At 68.0% G+C, this 18,305-nt stretch carries 21 protein-coding genes, 1 tRNA gene and 1 rRNA gene; 16 read left to right on the forward strand and 7 right to left on the reverse strand.

The annotated features are described in order from the left end of the window. The first annotated feature begins 3 nt into the window (after positions 1-3). The 6 genes from ACFVDO_RS10825 to ACFVDO_RS10850 are packed head-to-tail and all read left to right on the forward strand — an operon-like array spanning position 4 to position 6,598. Positions 4-963 (forward strand): ABC transporter permease, encoded by a 960-nt coding sequence (locus ACFVDO_RS10825; protein ID WP_378855849.1) that lies wholly within the window; start codon positions 4-6, stop codon positions 961-963. Further along, positions 960-1,961, forward strand: a complete 1,002-nt coding sequence (locus ACFVDO_RS10830) for an ABC transporter permease (RefSeq protein ID WP_378855847.1) — start codon at positions 960-962, stop codon at positions 1,959-1,961. The genes ACFVDO_RS10825 and ACFVDO_RS10830 overlap by 4 nt, the downstream gene beginning before the upstream one ends. Next, positions 1,958-2,854 carry an ABC transporter ATP-binding protein gene (locus ACFVDO_RS10835; protein ID WP_378855845.1) on the forward strand — a complete coding sequence of 299 codons (897 nt, stop codon included), beginning with the start codon at positions 1,958-1,960 and terminating at the stop codon, positions 2,852-2,854. The genes ACFVDO_RS10830 and ACFVDO_RS10835 overlap by 4 nt, the downstream gene beginning before the upstream one ends. After that, complete coding sequence (locus tag ACFVDO_RS10840) at positions 2,854-3,666, forward strand: ATP-binding cassette domain-containing protein (RefSeq protein WP_378855843.1); 813 nt, start codon at positions 2,854-2,856, stop codon at positions 3,664-3,666. The genes ACFVDO_RS10835 and ACFVDO_RS10840 overlap by 1 nt, the downstream gene beginning before the upstream one ends. Further along, positions 3,663-5,363, forward strand: coding sequence for a DUF885 domain-containing protein (locus ACFVDO_RS10845; protein WP_378855841.1), 1,701 nt, complete (start codon positions 3,663-3,665; stop codon positions 5,361-5,363). The genes ACFVDO_RS10840 and ACFVDO_RS10845 overlap by 4 nt, the downstream gene beginning before the upstream one ends. Then, the gene (locus ACFVDO_RS10850; protein ID WP_378855839.1) at positions 5,360-6,598 is read left to right on the forward strand and encodes an amidohydrolase family protein; all 1,239 of its coding nucleotides are present in this window, start codon (positions 5,360-5,362) and stop codon (positions 6,596-6,598) included. The genes ACFVDO_RS10845 and ACFVDO_RS10850 overlap by 4 nt, the downstream gene beginning before the upstream one ends. A 158-nt stretch (positions 6,599-6,756) precedes the next feature. Here the strand turns inward: ACFVDO_RS10850 and ACFVDO_RS10855 are convergent, their stop codons facing one another. From ACFVDO_RS10855 to ACFVDO_RS10865, 3 genes are read right to left on the reverse strand one after another with little or no spacing between them, the layout of a single operon-like run. After that, positions 6,757-7,935 carry an amidohydrolase family protein gene (locus ACFVDO_RS10855; RefSeq protein WP_378855837.1) on the reverse strand — a complete coding sequence of 393 codons (1,179 nt, stop codon included), beginning with the start codon at positions 7,933-7,935 and terminating at the stop codon, positions 6,757-6,759. Between the two features lie 11 nt (positions 7,936-7,946). Further along, positions 7,947-8,930 (reverse strand): proline racemase family protein, encoded by a 984-nt coding sequence (locus tag ACFVDO_RS10860; protein WP_378855835.1) that lies wholly within the window; start codon positions 8,928-8,930, stop codon positions 7,947-7,949. 12 nt (positions 8,931-8,942) lie between these two features. Continuing rightward, positions 8,943-9,872 (reverse strand): ornithine cyclodeaminase family protein, encoded by a 930-nt coding sequence (locus ACFVDO_RS10865; protein ID WP_378855833.1) that lies wholly within the window; start codon positions 9,870-9,872, stop codon positions 8,943-8,945. A gap of 77 nt (positions 9,873-9,949) precedes the next feature. Between ACFVDO_RS10865 and ACFVDO_RS10870 the strand changes: the two genes are divergently transcribed. After that, entirely contained in the window at positions 9,950-11,380 is a 1,431-nt protein-coding gene (locus ACFVDO_RS10870; protein ID WP_378855831.1) for an aminopeptidase P family protein, read from the forward strand. A gap of 3 nt (positions 11,381-11,383) precedes the next feature. Here the strand turns inward: ACFVDO_RS10870 and ACFVDO_RS10875 are convergent, their stop codons facing one another. Further along, positions 11,384-12,064 (reverse strand): DUF1345 domain-containing protein, encoded by a 681-nt coding sequence (locus ACFVDO_RS10875; protein ID WP_378855829.1) that lies wholly within the window; start codon positions 12,062-12,064, stop codon positions 11,384-11,386. Between the two features lie 69 nt (positions 12,065-12,133). Between ACFVDO_RS10875 and ACFVDO_RS10880 the strand changes: the two genes are divergently transcribed. From ACFVDO_RS10880 to ACFVDO_RS10895, 4 genes are all read left to right on the forward strand, one after another. After that, positions 12,134-12,224: transfer RNA gene (locus ACFVDO_RS10880), tRNA-Ser, on the forward strand. A 155-nt stretch (positions 12,225-12,379) separates the two neighbouring features. Then, positions 12,380-12,661, forward strand: a complete 282-nt coding sequence (locus ACFVDO_RS10885; protein WP_378855827.1) for a hypothetical protein — start codon at positions 12,380-12,382, stop codon at positions 12,659-12,661. Between the two features lie 255 nt (positions 12,662-12,916). After that, complete coding sequence (locus tag ACFVDO_RS10890) at positions 12,917-14,254, forward strand: SH3 domain-containing protein (RefSeq protein ID WP_378855825.1); 1,338 nt, start codon at positions 12,917-12,919, stop codon at positions 14,252-14,254. A 92-nt stretch (positions 14,255-14,346) separates the two neighbouring features. Further along, the gene (locus ACFVDO_RS10895) at positions 14,347-14,712 is read left to right on the forward strand and encodes a cupin domain-containing protein (RefSeq protein WP_378855823.1); all 366 of its coding nucleotides are present in this window, start codon (positions 14,347-14,349) and stop codon (positions 14,710-14,712) included. A gap of 204 nt (positions 14,713-14,916) precedes the next feature. Here the strand turns inward: ACFVDO_RS10895 and ACFVDO_RS10900 are convergent, their stop codons facing one another. Then, positions 14,917-15,336 (reverse strand): PRC-barrel domain-containing protein, encoded by a 420-nt coding sequence (locus ACFVDO_RS10900; protein WP_378855821.1) that lies wholly within the window; start codon positions 15,334-15,336, stop codon positions 14,917-14,919. Between the two features lie 45 nt (positions 15,337-15,381). Then, complete coding sequence (locus ACFVDO_RS10905) at positions 15,382-15,549, reverse strand: hypothetical protein (RefSeq protein WP_378855819.1); 168 nt, start codon at positions 15,547-15,549, stop codon at positions 15,382-15,384. 229 nt (positions 15,550-15,778) lie between these two features. Here ACFVDO_RS10905 and ACFVDO_RS10910 point away from each other — a divergent pair, with 229 nt between their 5' ends. After that, positions 15,779-16,048, forward strand: a complete 270-nt coding sequence (locus ACFVDO_RS10910) for a Rho termination factor N-terminal domain-containing protein (RefSeq protein ID WP_378855817.1) — start codon at positions 15,779-15,781, stop codon at positions 16,046-16,048. Between the two features lie 63 nt (positions 16,049-16,111). Here the strand turns inward: ACFVDO_RS10910 and ACFVDO_RS10915 are convergent, their stop codons facing one another. Further along, positions 16,112-16,462: an ATP-dependent DNA ligase gene (locus ACFVDO_RS10915; protein WP_378856124.1), complete on the reverse strand. Its 351-nt coding sequence runs from the start codon at positions 16,460-16,462 to the stop codon at positions 16,112-16,114. A gap of 69 nt (positions 16,463-16,531) precedes the next feature. Here ACFVDO_RS10915 and ACFVDO_RS10920 point away from each other — a divergent pair, with 69 nt between their 5' ends. The 4 genes from ACFVDO_RS10920 to ACFVDO_RS10935 all read left to right on the forward strand — a co-directional run. Then, positions 16,532-16,834, forward strand: a complete 303-nt coding sequence (locus ACFVDO_RS10920; protein WP_378855815.1) for a hypothetical protein — start codon at positions 16,532-16,534, stop codon at positions 16,832-16,834. Positions 16,835-17,022: 188 nt separating this feature from the next. After that, positions 17,023-17,451 (forward strand): CBS domain-containing protein, encoded by a 429-nt coding sequence (locus tag ACFVDO_RS10925; RefSeq protein WP_378855813.1) that lies wholly within the window; start codon positions 17,023-17,025, stop codon positions 17,449-17,451. 92 nt (positions 17,452-17,543) lie between these two features. Beyond that, positions 17,544-17,765, forward strand: coding sequence for a CsbD family protein (locus tag ACFVDO_RS10930; protein WP_378855811.1), 222 nt, complete (start codon positions 17,544-17,546; stop codon positions 17,763-17,765). Between the two features lie 461 nt (positions 17,766-18,226). After that, positions 18,227-18,305, forward strand: a 16S ribosomal RNA gene (locus ACFVDO_RS10935); the annotation flags it as partial.

Genomic DNA, 18,305 nt, shown 5'->3' on the forward strand with positions numbered 1-18,305 from the left:
ATCGTGACCGCCCCGAACATCGCGGCGCAGCTCGATGTCGATGGCACGGGAACGGCGGGACCGCGGCGGGCACCGAAGGTGCTCGTCCGGTTCCGCCGGGCCATCGCCTCGACGCCTGCGACGATCGCCAGCGCCGTCTTCCTCGGACTGCTGGTGCTCGCCGCCGTCTTCGCCCCCCTTATCACCGGATGGCTCGGTGTCGACCCGTACTCGTTCAACGAGGATCTGATCGACCCGGCGCTCGGCGGCCTGCCGATCGGTCCGCTGGGCGGCATCAGCCCGCAGCATCCGTTCGGCGTCGAGCCGCTGAACGGTCGCGACCTGTTCGCGCGCGTACTGTTCGGTGCCCGCACCTCGCTGCTCATCGCCGCGATCGCGACCGTCCTGACTGCGACGATCGGGGTGCTGCTCGGAGTGCTGTCGGGCTACTTCGGGAAGAGCACCGACATGGTGATCTCACGTGTCACGGACTTCATCATGGCGTTCCCGGCGCTGATCTTCATGATCGCGATCCTCTCGGCGGTGCCCGAGGTGAACCGCATGGTCATGCTCATCGTCGTGCTGAGCCTGTTCGGCTGGCCGGCGATCGCACGCGTCGTCCGCGGGCAGGTCATGTCTGTGAAGAACCGCGAGTTCGTCGAGGCGGCCACCGCCTCCGGCGCGTCCCGGGGATCGATCATCTTCCGTGAGGTGCTGCCGAACGTCTCCGGCACGATCATCGTGATGGTCACGCTGATGATCCCGAGCTTCATCGCGACCGAGGCCGGCCTGAGCTTCCTCGGGGTCGGCGTCCGTCCGCCGGAGCCGTCCTGGGGCCAGATGATCTTCTCGGCTGTGCCGTGGTTCTCCACCTCGCCGATGTTCTTCATCATCCCCGGCACGTTCCTGACTCTGACCGTGCTGTCGTGCATGATCATCGGCGACGAACTGGAGCGCCAGCTCGGAAAGACGGTGGCGACGTGAACGTCTGGTATCTGCTGCGCCGCGTCGGGTTCGCCGCCCTGACGCTGGTCCTGGTGATCTTCTTCACCTTCGCCATCTTCTTCTGGCTCTCGCCCGACCCGGCGACCCTGATCTGCGGGCAGACCTGCACGCCGGAGCGCATCGAGGAGATCCGCGACCAGCTCGGACTCTCCCAGCCCTTCCTCGTGCAGTTCCTCACCTTCCTGTCCGGTCTCTTCGTGGGCCGCACCATGCAGAGCGGCAGCACGACCATCGAGTGCGCGGCGCCGTGCCTGGGGTACAGCTTCCAGACCGGCCAAGAGGTCAAGGTCATGATGCTCGACCGGTTCCCGACCTCGTTCACGCTGGCGATCGGCGCCTGTATCCTCTGGCTGCTCATCGGGGTGGTCAGCGGTATCGTCGCCGCGCTGCGGCAGGGCACGGCGTGGGACTCCACCATCAGGATGGGGTCGCTTCTCGGCGTCGCGCTGCCGAACTACTTCGTGGCGCTGCTGCTGCAGTTCGTCCTGGTGGTGCAGTTGAAGGTGCTGCCGTTCCCGCAGAACGTCACGTTCCAAGAGGATCCGCTGCTGTGGTTCCAGTCCTTCCTGATGCCCTGGATCGTGCTCGCCCTGATGTACGCGGCGATCTACACCCGCATCACCCGTTCCAACGTGATCGACACCCTCAGCGAGAACTACGTGCGCACCGCCCGGGCCAAGGGACTCACCGAGCGGGTCGTGGTGGGTAAGCATGCGCTGCGACCGGCGCTCACGCCGCTGGTCACCCTCGTCGGCATGGACTTCGCCGCACTGCTCGGCGGCGCGCTGATCACCGAGACCGTGTTCGGCCTGAACGGCATCGGCAAGATGGCCCGCGACGCGATCGCCACCAATGATCAACCGGTGATCATGGGCTTCACCCTGGTGGCCGCCGCCCTGGTGGTCGTCGCCAACCTCGCGGTCGACGTGGTGTACTCCCTTCTCGACCCTCGGATCCGAACAGGAGCCGGCGCATGACCGACGCAGTCCAGACCGAGAAGTCCCCGCTGCTGCGGGTCACCGACCTGCGCATCTCGGTGCCGCAGGCGCGCAAGCAGCTCGCCGAGATCACCCACGGCGTCAGCTTTGAGATCGCCAAGGGCGGCACAGTCGGACTCGTGGGCGAATCAGGGTCGGGAAAGTCGATGACCTCGCTGGCGATCATGGGTCTGCTGCCGAAGGGCGCGAAGACAGAGGGGTCCGTGCAGTTCAAGGGCGAGGAGCTGCTCACCGCGAGCACGGGCGCGATGCGCAGGATCCGCGGTTCGGAGATCGCGATGATCTTCCAGGACCCGCTGTCCAGCCTCAACCCGTACTACACGGTCGGCAACCAGATCATCGAGGCGTACCGTGCGCACAATCCTGCGACCCGCTCCGAAGCACGGGACCTGACGCTGCAGGCGATGGAGCGGGTCGGCATCCCGAACGTGAAGGAGCGCATCGGGCAGTTCCCGCACCAGTTCTCGGGCGGGATGCGGCAGCGCATCATGATCGCGATGGCGCTGGTGTGCCAGCCGGCGCTGGTCATCGCCGACGAGCCGACCACCGCGCTCGACGTCACCGTGCAGGCGCGGGTGCTCGACCTGATCCGCGAGCTGCAGGATCTCACCGGAGCCGGCCTGCTCTTCATCACGCACGACCTCGCCGTGGTCAGCAACATGACCGAAGACGTCGTGGTGCTCAGGGACGGCGACGTGCAGGAGCAGGGGCCGACCAGAGCGGTCTTCACCAGACCGCGGTCGGACTACACCCGGATGCTGCTCAAGGCGACCCCGCGACTGGCAGACGACCGGCTCTCCCCGGAGACCACCACCAGCATCCCCGTTCCCGGCTCGCGGAGCAGGGACCCGTGGGAAGGAGCGAAGTTCTGATGACCGAGGCATCCACCCCCCTCCTCGAGACGCGGTCGCTGCGCAAGGAGTTCCCGGTCGGCAGGGGACTGCGGAAGTCCTCCTTCGCGGCGGTCGACGACGTCTCGATCACCGTCGGCCGTGGCTCGACCCTCGCCGTGGTCGGCGAGTCGGGATCGGGCAAGTCGACGCTGGCGCGGATGTGCGGGATGCTGCTGGAGCCGACCTCCGGCAGTGTGCATCTCGCCGGCGAGGAGTACACGGCGTCCGCCGCGCCCGCCCGGATGAAGCACTTCCGGAAGAACGTGCAGTTCGTGTTCCAGGACCCGTACTCGAGCCTGAACCCGCGGCACACCGTGGAGGAGATCATCACCGCGCCGCTGCGCTATCAGTCGCTGAACCCCGGACGGGACCTGCGCGGGTTCGCGCAGGACCTGATGGACAGGGTCGGTCTGAATCCGGATCACATCGACAGGCTGCCCTCGCAGTTCTCCGGAGGGCAGGCGCAGCGCATCGGCATCGCCCGGGCGATCGCCTGCAGGCCGGAGCTCGTCATCTGCGACGAGGCGGTCTCGGCTCTCGACGTCTCGGTGCAGGCCCAGGTGCTGCGCCTGCTGGTCGACCTGCAGCTCGACTACGGACTCAGCTACATCTTCATCACCCACGACCTCTCGGTCGTGCGGCTGATCGCCACCGACATCGTCGTGATGCGTCAAGGGCATCTCGAGGAGACGGGCACCGCAGAGCAGGTGCTCGACCGTCCGGAGGCGCAGTACACGAAGGATCTCATCGCGGCGGCGCCGGAGTTCCCGGCAGATTGGAACATGTCATGACCTCGCCTTCCGGCATACAGCAGACCGACGCCGATCGGCGTGTCCGAGCGCTGGCAGAGGAGGAATGGACCTGGCGCAAGGCGGAGTTCGGCAGTGCGATCAGCTGGATCGACGACGAGGTCGCCGATCGCCTTCCGTCCGTCGCCCCCGCGGCGCAGGAGGCGCGGGCCGAGCACTGGCGGGCGTTCCGCGCGCAGCTCGATGAGATCCCGCGCTCCGAGCTGTCCGCCGTCGGCCGGGCGGACCTCGACGTCCTCGCGTACCAGACCAGAATCGGTCTCGACCAGATCAAGCATCGGCAGCACGAGGCGCCGGCGAACTCGGACAGCTCGCCCTGGAACGAGCTCATCGACGGCGCGCGGCGCGACTACGCCACGCTCGAGCAGGCCGACGCCTATCTGTCCCTTCTCGACGGCATCCCGCAGTACCTCGACGAGATCATCGCGAACATGCGGGCCGGCATCGCCCGCGGATTCGGGCCGACCCGCGTCACCATGGTGGGCCGGGACGCCACCGCGCGCTCCGTCGCGGACGACGAACCGGGCAACGCCTTCCGCCGGATCTTCGCGACCCTGCCGGCGCGGCTGGGTGCGGAGGCGGTGGCGGAACGCCGAGCCGCAGCGCAGCGGATCGTCGACGACGCGATCATCCCGGCGTACGCGAAGCTCGCCGACTTCCTCGCGGAGGAGTACCTGCCGAACCTGCCGGAGGAGGTCTCGAGCGTCGCCCGCTACGGCGAGGAGTACTACGCCGACCAGCTCTACGAGTTCACCACCACGACGCTCACGCCGCAGGAGATCCACGAGCGGGGACTGGCGGCCGTCGCCGGCATCCTCGCCGAGATGCGGGAGATCTCGCACCGGCTCGGTCACGGTGACGACCTCGACGGCCTGTTCGCCTTCCTGCGCACGGACCCGCAGTTCTACGCGCGGACCCCGCAGGAGCTGCTGAACGAGGCGGCCTGGCAGGCGAAGATGTTCGACGGCGTCGTGGGCAAGTGGTTCGGCGTGATCCCGCGATCCCGGTTCCGCATCGAGGAGCCGCCGGCGGACCTCGCGCCGTTCTACACCTTCGGGCGCGGTGGGCTCGGCCTCTACGTGCTCAACACCTACCCGCTCGACCAGCGGCCGCTGTACTCGCTGATGGCCCTGACCCTGCACGAGGCGGCGCCGGGGCACGCGTTCCAGGTGGCGCACGCGCTGGAGAACCCGGGGCTCGCCGACTTCCGGAAGAAGTCGTACATCTCGGCGTTCGGCGAGGGGTGGGCGCTGTACACCGAGCGGCTCGGCGTCGAGATGGGCATGTACCGCAGCGACTTCGAGCTGCTGGGGATGCTGTCGTTCCAGATGTGGCGGGCGGTGCGGATGGTGATCGACCCCGGGCTGCACGCGCTGGGCTGGACGCGCGAACAGGCGATCGCCTACCTGCGCGATCACACCGCGATCGGCGAGCACGAGGTCGTCACCGAGGTCGATCGTTACATCGCCTGGCCCGGGCAGGCGCCTTCCTACGCGCTCGGTCAGGCTCTCATCGAACAGCTTCGCCACGAGGCGGAGCAGGCGCTGGGGGAGGACTTCAGCCCTGCGGACTTCCACGACGCCGTGCTCGATCTCGGCAGCGTTCCGCTCGAGGTGCTCGAGCGCGAGATCCGGGTCTGGATCGATCAGCGCTCGGCGGCGAAGGCGGATGCCCGATGACCGCGCCGATCGTCGTCATCGAGGACGTGCTCGTCGTGGACGCCTCGCATCCGGCGGGGGAGCGCGCGACCGTCGAGATCCGGGGCGAGCTGATCTTCGAGGTCCGTGCCCCCGGTGGCGACGTCCCCGACGGGGCGACCGTGATCGACGGGCGAGGGCGCACGCTGGTGCCCGGCCTCATCGACGCGCACTTCCACGCCTACGCCTCGGAGTTCGACGGTTTCGGCATCGACTCGAGCCCGACGAGCTTCGTCGCGCTGCAGGCAGGGCGCAAGCTGGGCGACGCGCTCCGTCGCGGGTTCACGACCGTGCGAGACGTGGCCGGCGGAGACCACGGACTCCGCCGCGCGATCGAGAGGGGGGTGTTCGACGCCCCGGACTATTTCTACACCGGCCCGGCGCTCAGCCAGACCGGCGGGCACGGCGACAGCCATCACCCCGGCGTCGAGGCCTGCGCGGGGCACCAGCACATGGGTGTCGTCGTCGACGGCCCGGTCGAGATCCGCCGCACCATCCGCTCGCACCTGCGCGACGGTGCGCACGCGATCAAGGTGATGGCGTCGGGCGGGGTCGCCTCGCACTCCGACCCGCTGCATGTCTCGCAGTTCTCGCACGAGGAACTGGCGGCGGCGGTCGACGAGGCGCAGCGGTTCGGCACCTACGTCACCGCGCACGCGTACACCTCGGATGCCGTGCAGCGGGCGATCGCGGCCGGCATCGCAGGCATCGAGCACGGCAACCTGATCGACGCCGAGACCATCGACCTGATGGTCGAGGCGGACACCACTCTGGTGCCGACCCTGATCGCCTACGAGGCGATGGATCGCCGTGGTGCGCGCGTCGGGATGTCGGACGATAACCGGCGCAAGAACGCCGTCGTGCTGGAGAAAGGTCGTGCGGCCACACGGCTCGCCGCCGACCGGGGAGTCAGGGTGGGCTTCGGCACCGACCTGATGGGCGATCTGGACGACGAGCAGCTCGCCGGGTTCCGGATCCACGTCGAGGTGCTCGGCGTCGCGCGGGCGATCGTGTCGGCGACAGCCGTGAATGCCGGGATCATGGGGCTCGACGACCGCGGGCGCGTAGAGCCGGGGCTGCGTGCGGACCTCGTGCTGCGCGAGGGGAACGTCCTGGAGCATCCCGAGGTGATGTGGACCGAGGACGCGGAGCGTGTCGTGCTGCGCGCAGGACGCGACATCCGCACGACGGGACCGGAGTACCAGCGGACCGGATGACGCAGTCTCCCTCGCGAGGCGCCCCGACGGTGCGCCTCGCGAGGGAGCGCAGCGGACGAGACGAAACGATTCAGGTCCGCCAGTGACGTCACGACGTCTCGCCTCGCCTCCGGCTCCTGAGCGAGCGGATCGGAAGGGCGCTCAACGACCGGGGAAAGTCAGACCACGAGCCCGCCGCGCACCACCGCGACGCGCGCGTTCTGCTCCCAGAGCGCGGAACCCTCCAGCGGGTCGGATGCCAGCAGCACGGCGTCTCCGTAGGCGCCGACGTCCAGATGCCCGAGCGCCTCATCGCCGATCAGCTCGGCGTTCACGGCGGTCATCGAGCGCAGCGTCGCGGCGGCGCCGGATGCTTCGACCTGCAGCCGCACGCCGGCGAGCTGGTCGTCCTCGAGGTCGCCCATCAGGTCGCTGCCGAAGCCGACGCGCACGCCGGCCTCGTGCGCGAGGCGCACGGCGTCCTGTCCCTTCGTCAGCACCTCGGTGTTCTTCGTGAGCGAGGTCGCGTTCAGGCCGATGGATGCTCCGCGACGGTCCATCGCGTCGTAGGCGGCGAGCGTGGGAACAAGGAAGGCCCCGGCATCCGCCATCAGCCCGGCGGTCTCGCTGTCGATGAGGTTGCCGTGCTCGATCGAGCGGATGCCGGCGGCGATCGCGTGCTGAACGGCCTCGGACGAGTAGGCGTGCGCGCAGACGTAGCTGCCGCGGCGGGTGGCCTCCTCGACGACGGCACGCAGCTCCTCCTGCGAGTACTGCGGCACTCGGATCGGGTCGGTCAGCGAGAACACTCCGCCGGAGGCCATGACCTTGATCGCGTGGGCGCCGGTGCGCAGCCGGTTCCGCACAGCGAGTCGAAGGGCATCCACGCCGTCGACGACCTCGCACATGTGTCCGTGTGAGAAGCAGACGTCCACATGGGCGGCGCGCGGGTCGCCGTGGCCACCGGTCTGGCTGAGTGCAGGGCCGGTGAAGTGGTACCGGGGCGACGGGAACAGGTCGGCGTCGATCGCCTGCGCGAGCCCGATGTCGCCGCCGGCGACGTCGCGCACGGTCGTGAAGCCGCGATGCAGAGCCTTGGTCAGCCGGGCGGCGCCGTTGATGGCGGCGTAACTGAGCGGGCCCCGCTCGTTCTCGAAGCCGTCCATGCTCGTCGCGTAGGCGTGGAAGTGGGCGTCGATGAGTCCGGGGACGAGCCAGCGTCCGCTGCCGTCCAGCGTCGCGGCATCCGCTGCCGGGACCGCCGTGACGCGCCCGTCGGTGATGTGCACGTCCCGGGGCGCGAAGCCCGCGCCGTCCCAGACCTGTGCTCCGGTGATGGTGATCGATCCTGTGCGCATGATGCTGCCTTTCAACGCAGGCTGAAGCCGTCGGCGACCGGGTCGCCCTCGTCGAGTTCGAAAGTCGACGCACCCACACGGTACGCGTTGCCACGGACCTCGGGGATGACCCCGTCGGCCGTGTGCTCGGCGATCGTGGCGAGGAACCGGGTGCCGATGATCGAGTCGTGCGTCAACGTCTCGCCCTCGCCGAGCTCGCCGGTGGCGGCCAGCAGCGCGACGCGCGCGGCGGTGCCGGAGCCGCACGGGCTGCGGTCGACCTCGCCGTCGGCGAAGACGGTGACGTTGCGCTGGTGCGGTCCGGCGAGGGTGCTGCCGAGGTCGTCGAACAGGATGGTCCCGTAGACGCCCGAGAGCCGGGCATCCGCCAGCTGTGCCGACGGGTGCTCGTTGAGCGCCCACTTGATCTCGCGGCCGATCGCGATCAGCTCCGCCGTGTTCTCCGGCGTCACCGACAGGCCGACGGCGGATGCCGGCAGCGTGGCGTACACGGCACCCCCGAACACCAGATCGACGGTCACGTCGCCTCGCGACGTCACCAACGGAATCCCGCGCGAGAGCACGCGTGACTCGACGTTGCGGAACACGATCTCCTCGATCCGCCCGCCGCTCTGCCGCACGCGTGCCTGCACGCGCCCGCTGGGCACGTCGATGGTCACGACGGTCTCGCCGTCGGGATCGGATGCCACGAGCCCGGTGCGCACGGCCCACGCGCCGAGCGCGATCGTGCCGTGCCCGCAGGCGGTCGAGAAGCCGTCCTTGTGCCAGAACAGCACGCCGAAGTCGGCACCCTCGTCGTCGGGCGGCGTGATGAACCCGCCGTACATGTCGTCGTGGCCGCGCGGCTCCAGACAGAGGAAGCGACGGATGCCGTCGGCCTCGCCGGTGATCGCCTCGACGCGGCGCTCGGCGACGGTCGTGCCGTGCGTGGGCACGTCCCGCACGATGCGGAACGGCTCGCCGGCGGTGTGCCAGTCCTCGGTGCTCCAGCGCATGGGGTCTCCTTCTCAGACGGCCAGCCGGGCGACGGCCAGGTCTTGCCAGCCCATGCCGCAGGTCTTCACGATGCGCGGGCGATCGGATGCCGCGGACACGGCCCCCGTGAACAACTCATGCTGCGTCACGAGGTCACCCTCGTGCAGGTCGCCGGTCGCGATCGCGCGGATCACGTCGCCCGCTTCGGCCAGGCCGACGCGGCGACTCTCCACGACGACCTGCGAGCGGCCGACCAGCGCGGGGTCGAGTTCCGCCTTCTGCGGCTCGTGCGATCCGATCGCGACCAGGGTCGCGTCGTCGCGGACCAGCTCGGCAGCGAACAGCGGTTCGGATGCCGTGGTCGCGCAGACCACCAGATCGGCCGAGCGCACGTCGGTCACCTCGCCGGCTTCGATCTGAGCCTCCGGTGCGAGCAGCCGTGCGGCCCGGACAGCCGCCATCGTGCGGTCTGTGTCGCGCCCGATCATCCGCACGGAGCGCAGCGGGCGGATCGCCTGCAGTGCTTCGACGTGCCGCACGGCCTGCGGCCCGGTGCCGAAGACGACCAGGTCTCCGGCATCCTTCTCTGCGAGCAGGTCGACGACGGCGGCCGACATGGCCGGAGTGCGCAGCGAGGTGAGCGCGGTGCCGTCGAGCACGGCGGTGGGGGCGAGGGTCTCACCGTCGAGAAGGATGTACAGTGCCTGGATGCGCTCCAGCCCGCGTGCCGGGTTGCCCGGCGCGACCGTGGCGAACTTCTGTCCTGCTGCGCCGTCGATGGCGGCGGGCATGAGCAGCAGCTGGCCGTGCGGCACGTCCTGGATGGTGCGGGGGAGGTCGCTCTCCGGGTCGTATCCGTCGCGCAGCACGTTCTGCAGAGCACGGATCGCGGCGGACATGCTCACGCGTTCTTCGATCTGCGCGGCAGCCACCAGAGTGAGGTCGGCGATGACATCGGGCATGGCATCCATCATAAGGGTAATATGTCACGTATTGCGCGGCGACGACGCCGTTCGCACCTCTTTCGAAGGGACAGCCGATGACTCTCGACCACGCGCACGCTCCGGCGGCGTCCTCCATGCCGGTACCTGCAGAGCGCGACCCGCGGATGCCGCGGCTCACGCTCTCGCCCGGATTCATCCGGTCGATGCAGAGCGGGTGGGGCGAAGCGGATCGCGCACCGCGGCTCACCCCTGGCACGGCGCAGGCCGCCGCCGCGCATCGAGACCGCCTGTCCGCCGCGCTGCCCGGGAAGCGGATCGCGGTGGCCGCGGGGCGCGCTCCGATGCGCGCGAACGACTCGGCGTACGAGTTCCGCGCCGACAGCGACTTCCTGTGGCTCGTGGGCGCGGCGATCGAGGATGCCGTGATCGTGCTGGACCCGGCGTCGGGCGGGCACCTGGCCACGCTGTACCTGCCCGCGCCGTTCCGGCCGGGCGACGACGGATTCTTCGGTTCGGCGCTGCACGGCGAGCTGTGGGTCGGGCCGATGCCGGGTCTGGCTGAGTACGCGGAGGCGCTGGACGTGCGCACCCGGCCGATCGAGGAGCTGGAGGTGGATGTCGCGACGCTGCGCGCCGGTGTCTCCGTCCTGGACCTGCCCCGCTCGGAGGAGCTGGCGCGCACGCTGTCCGAACTGCGCATGTTCAAGGACGAGTGGGAGATCGCCGAACTGCGCGCTGCGATCGACGGCACCGTCGACGGGTTCGCCGCGACCGTGGCCGAGATCCCGTCGGCCGTGCGCTGGGGCGGCGAGCGCTGGCTGCAGGGAACCTTCGACCGGCACGCCCGCACCGTCGGCAACGGGGTGGGGTACACGACCATCGTCGGGTCGGGCGCGCACGCGCCGATCCTGCACTGGGTGCGGGCCGACGGGGCGGTCGATCCCGAGGCGCTGCTGCTGCTGGACATGGGGGTGGAGCGGAACTCCGGGTACACCGCCGATGTGACGCGCACGTTCCCGGCATCCGGTTCCTTCACCGCTGTGCAGCGGCAGGTGCACGACCTCGTCGAGAGATCGCACCGCGCGGGCCTCGCTGCCGTCGGACCGGGCCGGCCGTGGAGCGACTTCCACGTCGCGTCGATGGAGGTGCTCGCTCAGGGCCTGCACGACTGGGGTGTGCTGGACGTGTCGGTCGATGAGGCGATGTCGCCCGACGGACAGCAGCACCGCCGGTACATCGTGTGCGGCGTGGGTCATCACCTCGGCATCGATGTGCACGACTGCTCGGCGTCGTCCTATGCGGCGTATCAGGGTGCGCAGATGCAGGAGGGGATGGTGCTGACTGTCGAACCCGGCCTGTACTTCCACTCCTTCGATGAGACCCTTCCGCCCGAGCTGCGCGGAATCGGCGTGCGGCTCGAGGACGACCTGCTGGTCACGGCGACGGGCAGCGAGGTGCTGTCGGACGGCATCCCGATCGACGCCGACGGCATCGAGGAGTGGATGAAGGGCGCGGCGGCGCGCTGAGGATCAGCGGCCGGCGCCGGTGATCGTGTTGAACGACAGCACGATGATCATCGCGTTCATGAAGAAGCTGAGCACGGAGTGCACGGTCACCAGCCAGCGAGTGCGGGTGCCGAGCACGCTCACGTCGGATGCGGCGAACGTCGTGCCGACGGTGAACGCGAAGTAGACGTACTCGACGAGGCCGGGGCTCGGTGTCTCCGGGAAGCTCAGGGTGCAGTGCGAGGAGCGCAGCTGCTGGTTGAGGTACAGCTGGGCGAAGCCCCAGTGCAGGAAGCCCCAGGCCAGCAGCATCGCCCAGACGCCGACGAGCTTGACGTACCAGCCGAGCTCCGAGTCGGAGCCCAGCACGATCACGTTCAGAGCTGCGGTCATGCCGATGAGCGTCGGGATGATCGTGAGGACGACGATGACAGGGCCGCGCGCCTGTTCGAACCAGCGCGGGGTGTCGTCCTCGTCCGAGGCGGATCGCGGGGCGCGCGAGCGGACGGCGAGGTAGACGACCGTGCCGAGGGCGTAGAGCGTGCCGAAGACGCACCACCAGCTGAGCAGATCCATGCTGACGTCGACGAGCCCCGCGACGCCGATGCCGGCCAGGACCAGTTGCCATCCCCAGTTCGCCACCCAGGACCACGCGGAGGTCAGGGTGCGGCGCCTCGGCCGGGCCTTCCTCGGTACGGACGACATGGCATCACCCTAGTGCGGGGCGACCGCTCGATTCGCGCGCAGCCCGCACAGTGTCGTAAGCTTGTCCGCGGTGACGTGTCCGAGCGGCCGAAGGTGCAACTCTCGAAAAGTTGTGTAGGGTAACCCCCTACCGTGGGTTCAAATCCCACCGTCACCGCCAGATGATCAGGACTCCCGAGACGCTGTCTCGGGAGTCCTGATCGCTTAACGGCGATGTCAGCCGCGAGGGACTCAACTCCCCTCGTGACGTGTGCGCCGGGCCAGGCTCGCGAGGGACCCGAACGGTCGTTCAGGCTCCGATGCAAGAATGGCATCGTGACCTCGCCCCGCTATGTTGCCGTTGATTCCGTCTTGGCCGGGTTCGAGCAGTATCTGGAGCTCGAACAGGGTGACGACGGACTGTGGTGGGTGACTCGCCAGGTTGATGTGCATGCTGACGGATCGTGGCGCTATGGGCGAGGGGCGTTGTCTGAGGACGAACGAGGGATGCTCTCGGACCGCCCGAGCTCTGATGCCGAGCTGGCCGACGATGAGTTCTCCACGACCATTTCGGGCCGAGAGTTTGAGGAGATCTGGCAGGCTGCGGCGCGGCTTTAGTCGCGAGATCTGTGGATCGAGTTCACGGCGTCACCGTGAGCGTTGTGGCGATGGCGTCCTCGCCCTCGAAGCCTCCGGTCGAGGCACTCGCCAGATCCAGAACCGGCGTGAGGTGCCTGATGGGCCGGGCAATGGGTTGAATTTCCACTGTCACCGGCAGATCTTCGTTCCGGCTCTGGCCATGATTCCGACCGCACCGGTAGTGTCATGAGCGCTACGCGCCCCTACCGCGCCGTCCCGCTCGACCGGAGAATCATGAGACTCAGATCACGTCATGCGCTGGCCATGTCGACCGCGATCGCGCTGGGGTTCGCGGGGGTGTCGCCGGCCGCCGCCGTCGCTGCCGCGCCCGCTTCTTCGCCCGTTTCCGCGGGCCAGGGGGTGGCGGCCACCGCCGCACCTGCGGCGACGGCCTTCGTGATGCCGCTTTCGGCGAAGTCGTACACCGTCTCGGCGTGGCACGGTCCGCGCTGCATGCCGATGCCCGGCGCCAGCACGTCGCACGGCGGCGTCGACCTTGCGACGAAGGACGGTTCGCCGATCTACGCCGTCGCAGCAGGCGTCGTCACGGCCACCGTCTCGGGGTCCAGCTCGGTCGCCGGGCACATCGACATCCGTCACACCGTCGGCAAGGCGACGTACACGACGAAGTATCTGCACATCTGGTCGGCGACGACGCACGTGAAGGTCGGTCAGGTCGTCACGGCCGGGCAGCGGATCAGCTCCGTGGGCATGAGCGGAAACTCCACCGGCCCGCATCTGCATCTGGAGCTCTGGGAGAACGCGGCGGGCGGGGACAAAGCGCTCGATCCGGTCCCCTGGCTGAAGAACCGCAGCGTCGACCTGGCAGGGCAGGCCACCGCGATCACCGCCAAGACGGCACCCAGCACGTGCACCTACTACACGACCGGAGCGGTGAACCTGCGCGCAGGAGCCGCGACCGCGACGGCCGTCGTGGCGAATCTCGCCGCCGGCACCATGGTCACTGCTGTGCCGGGCCAGGTCACCAACTCGTTCCTGCCCGTCAAAGCAGGTTCACGCAACGGATGGATCGCGAACTGGTTGCTCAGCCCGACCCGCCCCGTTGTCCCGACGCCCACCCCGACGCCGACTCCGACGCCCACCCCGACTCCGGTTCCGAAACCGACGACCCCGCCGAAGCCGGCTCCGGCTCCTGCAGGAAGCTCCTCATCGGCGACCACCTACAAGACCACGTCGGCGGTGAACCTGCGGCCCACGGCGTCGACGAGCAAGAAGGCGCTGCTGACGATCCCGAAGGGGAAGAGCGTCGGTAAGGTCCTGGCGTCGAGCGGTTCCTGGCGAAAGGTGACGTACGCCGGAAAGACCGGCTGGGTGCACAATGACTACCTCACGAAGTCGACCGCGGCGTCCGCTGTGCCGAAGGCGATCACCTACAAGACCACGTCGGCGGTGAACCTGCGGCCCACGGCGTCGACGAGCAAGAAAGTGCTGCTGACGATCCCGAAGGGCAAGAGCGTCGGCAAGGTCCTGGCGTCGAGCGGTTCCTGGCGCAAGGTCATGTACGCCGGAAAGACGGGTTGGGTGCACAAGGACTACCTCGCGAGGAACTGACGCCCCACTCGACGCAGTCGAGGTGCCCGCCCGACCGAACGACGATCTCGCGAGCCGAACGGCCCCGGAAACGGCGAAAGTAGGCTCGAACCATGACCGACGACGTTCGCAATGTGCAGGAAGCCCTTTCGACGATCACGGAGCACTGGCAACCGCATCGCCTTACAAGCATCAATGATTACGACGTCAAGGTGGTCAAGCTGCAAGGCGAGTTCGTCTGGCACACGCACCCCGATACCGACGAACTGTTCATGGTGGTCTCCGGTCAGCTGACGATCCAGCTGCGCGACCGAGATGTGGTCTTGGACCCTGGCGACGTGTTCGTCGTGCCGCGTGGCATCGAGCACTGCCCGAAGGCGACCGAAGAGGTCCACGCCATCCTGTTCGAACCCAAGGGAACCATCAACACCGGCGATGCCGGCGGCGAGATGACGGCGTCGCTGCGGGAGCTCGAATGAGGTTCCAGCCAGGCTGGACCGCGTGAGGGTCGTGTTCATGTGCGGGCCGGCGGGGTCGGGGAAGTCGACCGTCGCGCGGCGGTTCGAGTAGGAGGGGTTCGTGCGGCTGCCCTTCGACGGCTTCGAGCCCCCCTGCAGCCGAGGAAGGGCCACTGGCGACCTGCCGCGTCTCCGCGTAGTCAGTCCGCCAGCGGCCCGTTTCCGTCACCGGTAGTGCGGATACGCCGGATACACGTACCCGCCGGCCCAGAAGGGCATCACCCCGTAGTACTCGAGGATGCCGCCGTAGTTCTCTCTCCGGCGGACCAGCTCCGGGTCGTAGACCGGGGCGCCGGCGACTTGCTCGCGAGTCGGGTCGATGCGCACCTCGTCGTCCGTGATCGAGGTGACGGCGTCGACTGGGATGAGCGTTGTGTCCTGTCCGATGCCGAGGAAACCTCCCGAGGCCACCTCGATGAAGCGGACCCTGTCCTCTTCTGCGTCGAACAGCAGGTCCTTGACCTTGCCGAGGTCCTCGCCGTCGCGGTCCCGGACAGTGCGGCCGCGGATGTCCTCGTCGGGACGGCGCACGATCTCCTCTGTCTCGCTGAGCTTGAACAGGGTCCCTGGTGCCTGCGCGTTCATGATGTCTTCTCCTCTCGGGCGCGATCCTGGGCTCCGGCCCCTCGGTCACACGCTCGTATTGCGACCGCTGATCACGCGGATCAGGAACGCGATCAGCGCGATCGCGGCGACGATCAGAGCGACCCAGAGCAGCCAGTTCAGCGCGGCGTTCAGGCCGGAGAAGATGGCGACGATCACGGCGATGACGATGATGATGACGAGAGCGATGTTCATGATGAGCTCCTTCTCTTGAGATGCAGCGCAGACGATTCGTGCGGCGCTGCATCACTGACACTGCCATCGTTCCCACCCGCAGTCGTGGGGGTTGACGAGCCCACGAGCGCGATGCTATTTCCGCGCCGGATGCCGTCGCCGACGGCGCCGTTCGTGTCAACCCCCTTACGTCTTCCGGCGGCCGCGCGCAGGCTGACGCGGAACCTGAAGGGACCAAGAAGGAGGCATCATGCCACGCGGACGCGGTTCGAACAGCCTGAAGGACCCGGAGCTCTACGAGGAGCTCCGAGACGACGGAGCATCCAAGGAGAAGGCGGCGCGCGTCTCCAACGCAGCAGCACGCGACGGCCGGAAAGCCGTCGGGAAGCGCGGTGGCGAGGCGGACGACTACGAAGACCGCAGCGTCGACGAGTTGCGAGCCAGGGCCAAGGACCTCGGGATCACGGGATATTCCGGCAAGCACAAGGCGGAGCTGATCTCGATGCTCCGCAGCCACTGAGAAAAGAGGCTCGACCCCGCAGTCCACGAACGGGCGGACCTCATCCCCACGCCCGCGGCGCGGTCACTCCTCAGGCGCGCCGATGCGCAATTCGTCGGTTGTGGGGCCGTCGCCGCTATCCGGCGGTTCCGGAACGACGTAGAGACCGCCGGGCGAGTTCGCTGTGAAGGCCAGCGCCTCGACCCAGCCTCGATTGATCGAGGGCTGACGGCCGCCGTAGAACTTGAACACGAGGGAGCTGCCGGGATGAACCCACACCGTGGTGCGGCCGCCGCCGACGCTGGCATCCTCCCGCCAGCTGAACGGGAACGGCTCGCCTCGGCGCAGCTTCGCGGTGATCACGAGCTGTACATGCAGCAGAGCGCGATCCTCGATCTCGGTCTTGACGCCACCCTCGTAGATGAACTTGCCCACCGCCACCCCCAGTCATCCGGCCGGGCCCGGGGCTATCGGCATCCGGGTCCACGGCCTAGGTTAGGCGTTATGGGGCTTCTCTACTACGGCGGGGGCGCGGATCCGATCCAGATCGAAGACCGCGCGCTCGCGCATCTCAAAGTGGTGATCGCGACCAAGCTGCGGCGCAACGAGAGCTTCACCCTGTCATGGCGGCACCCGGAGGGAGACGAACCCGGCCGCTCGACGATCTGGTTGCATCCGTCGATCCCGCTGCGCTTCGTCTTCGACGACCCGGAACCGCCAGAGCTGCATGCCGAGTGGATCACCGCGATGGCGCACTCCGCGAACAGCAGCGGTGGCATCACCATGATTCCCGAGGACATGGCTTAGACCGATCGCGTTCGCGATGCAGGACGAATCAGTCCGCGCACCGCAGCACGAAGAACATCGCCGCCGGCGTCGAGTCGATGGACCCGGGCGAGGGCTCATGACGGGCAAGGCCCAGCCTGTCAACCCCCTGCCCAGGTCTGGGTCCCTTCCGTACCGTCGGTGCTCCAGTCACGGAAGGAGCAAGGACGATGACTCTCATGAAGGAGACCCTGACGAAGGATGTCATGACCTCCGGCGCGCGCTGTATCGGCGAGAACGACTCGCTCGCGACGGCCGCGAGATTGATGGCCGATCTGCAGGTCGGCTCTCTGCCGATCTGCGGTGAGAACGGCAAGCTGAAGGGCATGCTCACCGACCGCGACATCGTCGTCAAGGCGATCGCGAACGGCCATGACCCTGCGCAGACCACGGCCGGCGCGCTGGCCGAGGGACGGCCGTACATGGTGGATGCGGAGGACGATGTGCACCGCGCCCTCGAAGTGATGGAGGAGCATCAGGTGCGCAGGGTGCCGGTGATCGATGATCACGTGCTCGTGGGCATCATCGCGCAGGCGGACATCGCCCGGTCGATGGCGCCCCAGCAGACCGGGGAGACCGTAGAGCAGATCTCGCGCTGAGGACGGCACGTCGACCCGGGGTCGTGTATGAGGCGAGCCGGACGAAGAAGTGACAGACGATCGATGCTGGACAACGAGGAGAGGAGCGCATCATGAGCGCCGCAGACAAGATGAAGCACGCCGCCGAGGAGATGGCGGGCAAGGTCAAGGAGGGTGCAGGCAGGGTCACCGGCAGCGAGGAGCTTGAAACCGAAGGTCAGCTGGACCAGGTCAAGGCGGATGCGAAGCAGGCCGGCGACGCCGTGAAGGATGCGGTGAAGGATGCGGGCGAGCACGCCAGGGACGCCGCGAGGGACGCGACCGATCGCGGCTGAGCGGCCGCGAGATCCGGCACCTCGGGCGCGACACGCCCGGGGTGGGTGGCCCGATTTGCCAGAACGGCCGGATCCACGTAAATTATTACTTGTTCGCCCCAAGCGGTTGAGCGAAAGGCCGGAAGGCCCAGCTCCCCACCAAGCGGCGGACACACCACCTCCACTTCACTTCCGAGTGAACGGCACACGTGCCACGGAGCGTGGAAGAGATCAACTGCTCTGTTGAGACGGCTGCGAGGCCCGACTTCAGATGCGTCCGATCCTTGAGAACTCAACAGCGTGCACTTGTCAAATGCCAAATAACCTCGCCTCGGCTTCGGCTGGGGGAGATTCCTTTGGATCAAAGTCCAACTCTTTTTGGGTTGGCGTATGGATGATGTCAGCAATGATTGAACCATTTTGGTCATGATTGAACTCGCTGCCTTCTGGTCTTTTTCCGGCTGGTTGGTTTGCATCTGTTTTTTACGGAGAGTTTGATCCTGGCTCAGGATGAACGCTGGCGGCGTGCTTAACACATGCAAGTCGAACGATGAACCTGGA

The sequence above is a fragment of the Microbacterium sp. NPDC057741 genome (assembly GCF_042798735.1).
In the GTDB taxonomy this organism is placed as follows: Bacteria; Actinomycetota; Actinomycetes; order Actinomycetales; family Microbacteriaceae; genus Microbacterium.

Coding starts and splice junctions, on each gene's coding strand:
- ACFVDO_RS10835 (WP_378855845.1), top strand. CDS start 1,958: ATGACCGACGCAGTCCAGACCGAGAAGTCCCCGCTGCTGCGGGTCACC.
- ACFVDO_RS10840 (WP_378855843.1), top strand. CDS start 2,854: ATGACCGAGGCATCCACCCCCCTCCTCGAGACGCGGTCGCTGCGCAAG.
- ACFVDO_RS10845 (WP_378855841.1), top strand. CDS start 3,663: ATGACCTCGCCTTCCGGCATACAGCAGACCGACGCCGATCGGCGTGTC.
- ACFVDO_RS10850 (WP_378855839.1), top strand. CDS start 5,360: ATGACCGCGCCGATCGTCGTCATCGAGGACGTGCTCGTCGTGGACGCC.
- ACFVDO_RS10855 (WP_378855837.1), bottom strand. CDS start 7,935: ATGCGCACAGGATCGATCACCATCACCGGAGCACAGGTCTGGGACGGC.
- ACFVDO_RS10860 (WP_378855835.1), bottom strand. CDS start 8,930: ATGCGCTGGAGCACCGAGGACTGGCACACCGCCGGCGAGCCGTTCCGC.
- ACFVDO_RS10865 (WP_378855833.1), bottom strand. CDS start 9,872: ATGCCCGATGTCATCGCCGACCTCACTCTGGTGGCTGCCGCGCAGATC.
- ACFVDO_RS10870 (WP_378855831.1), top strand. CDS start 9,950: ATGACTCTCGACCACGCGCACGCTCCGGCGGCGTCCTCCATGCCGGTA.
- ACFVDO_RS10875 (WP_378855829.1), bottom strand. CDS start 12,064: ATGTCGTCCGTACCGAGGAAGGCCCGGCCGAGGCGCCGCACCCTGACC.
- ACFVDO_RS10890 (WP_378855825.1), top strand. CDS start 12,917: ATGAGACTCAGATCACGTCATGCGCTGGCCATGTCGACCGCGATCGCG.
- ACFVDO_RS10895 (WP_378855823.1), top strand. CDS start 14,347: ATGACCGACGACGTTCGCAATGTGCAGGAAGCCCTTTCGACGATCACG.
- ACFVDO_RS10900 (WP_378855821.1), bottom strand. CDS start 15,336: ATGAACGCGCAGGCACCAGGGACCCTGTTCAAGCTCAGCGAGACAGAG.
- ACFVDO_RS10905 (WP_378855819.1), bottom strand. CDS start 15,549: ATGAACATCGCTCTCGTCATCATCATCGTCATCGCCGTGATCGTCGCC.
- ACFVDO_RS10910 (WP_378855817.1), top strand. CDS start 15,779: ATGCCACGCGGACGCGGTTCGAACAGCCTGAAGGACCCGGAGCTCTAC.
- ACFVDO_RS10920 (WP_378855815.1), top strand. CDS start 16,532: ATGGGGCTTCTCTACTACGGCGGGGGCGCGGATCCGATCCAGATCGAA.
- ACFVDO_RS10925 (WP_378855813.1), top strand. CDS start 17,023: ATGACTCTCATGAAGGAGACCCTGACGAAGGATGTCATGACCTCCGGC.
- ACFVDO_RS10930 (WP_378855811.1), top strand. CDS start 17,544: ATGAGCGCCGCAGACAAGATGAAGCACGCCGCCGAGGAGATGGCGGGC.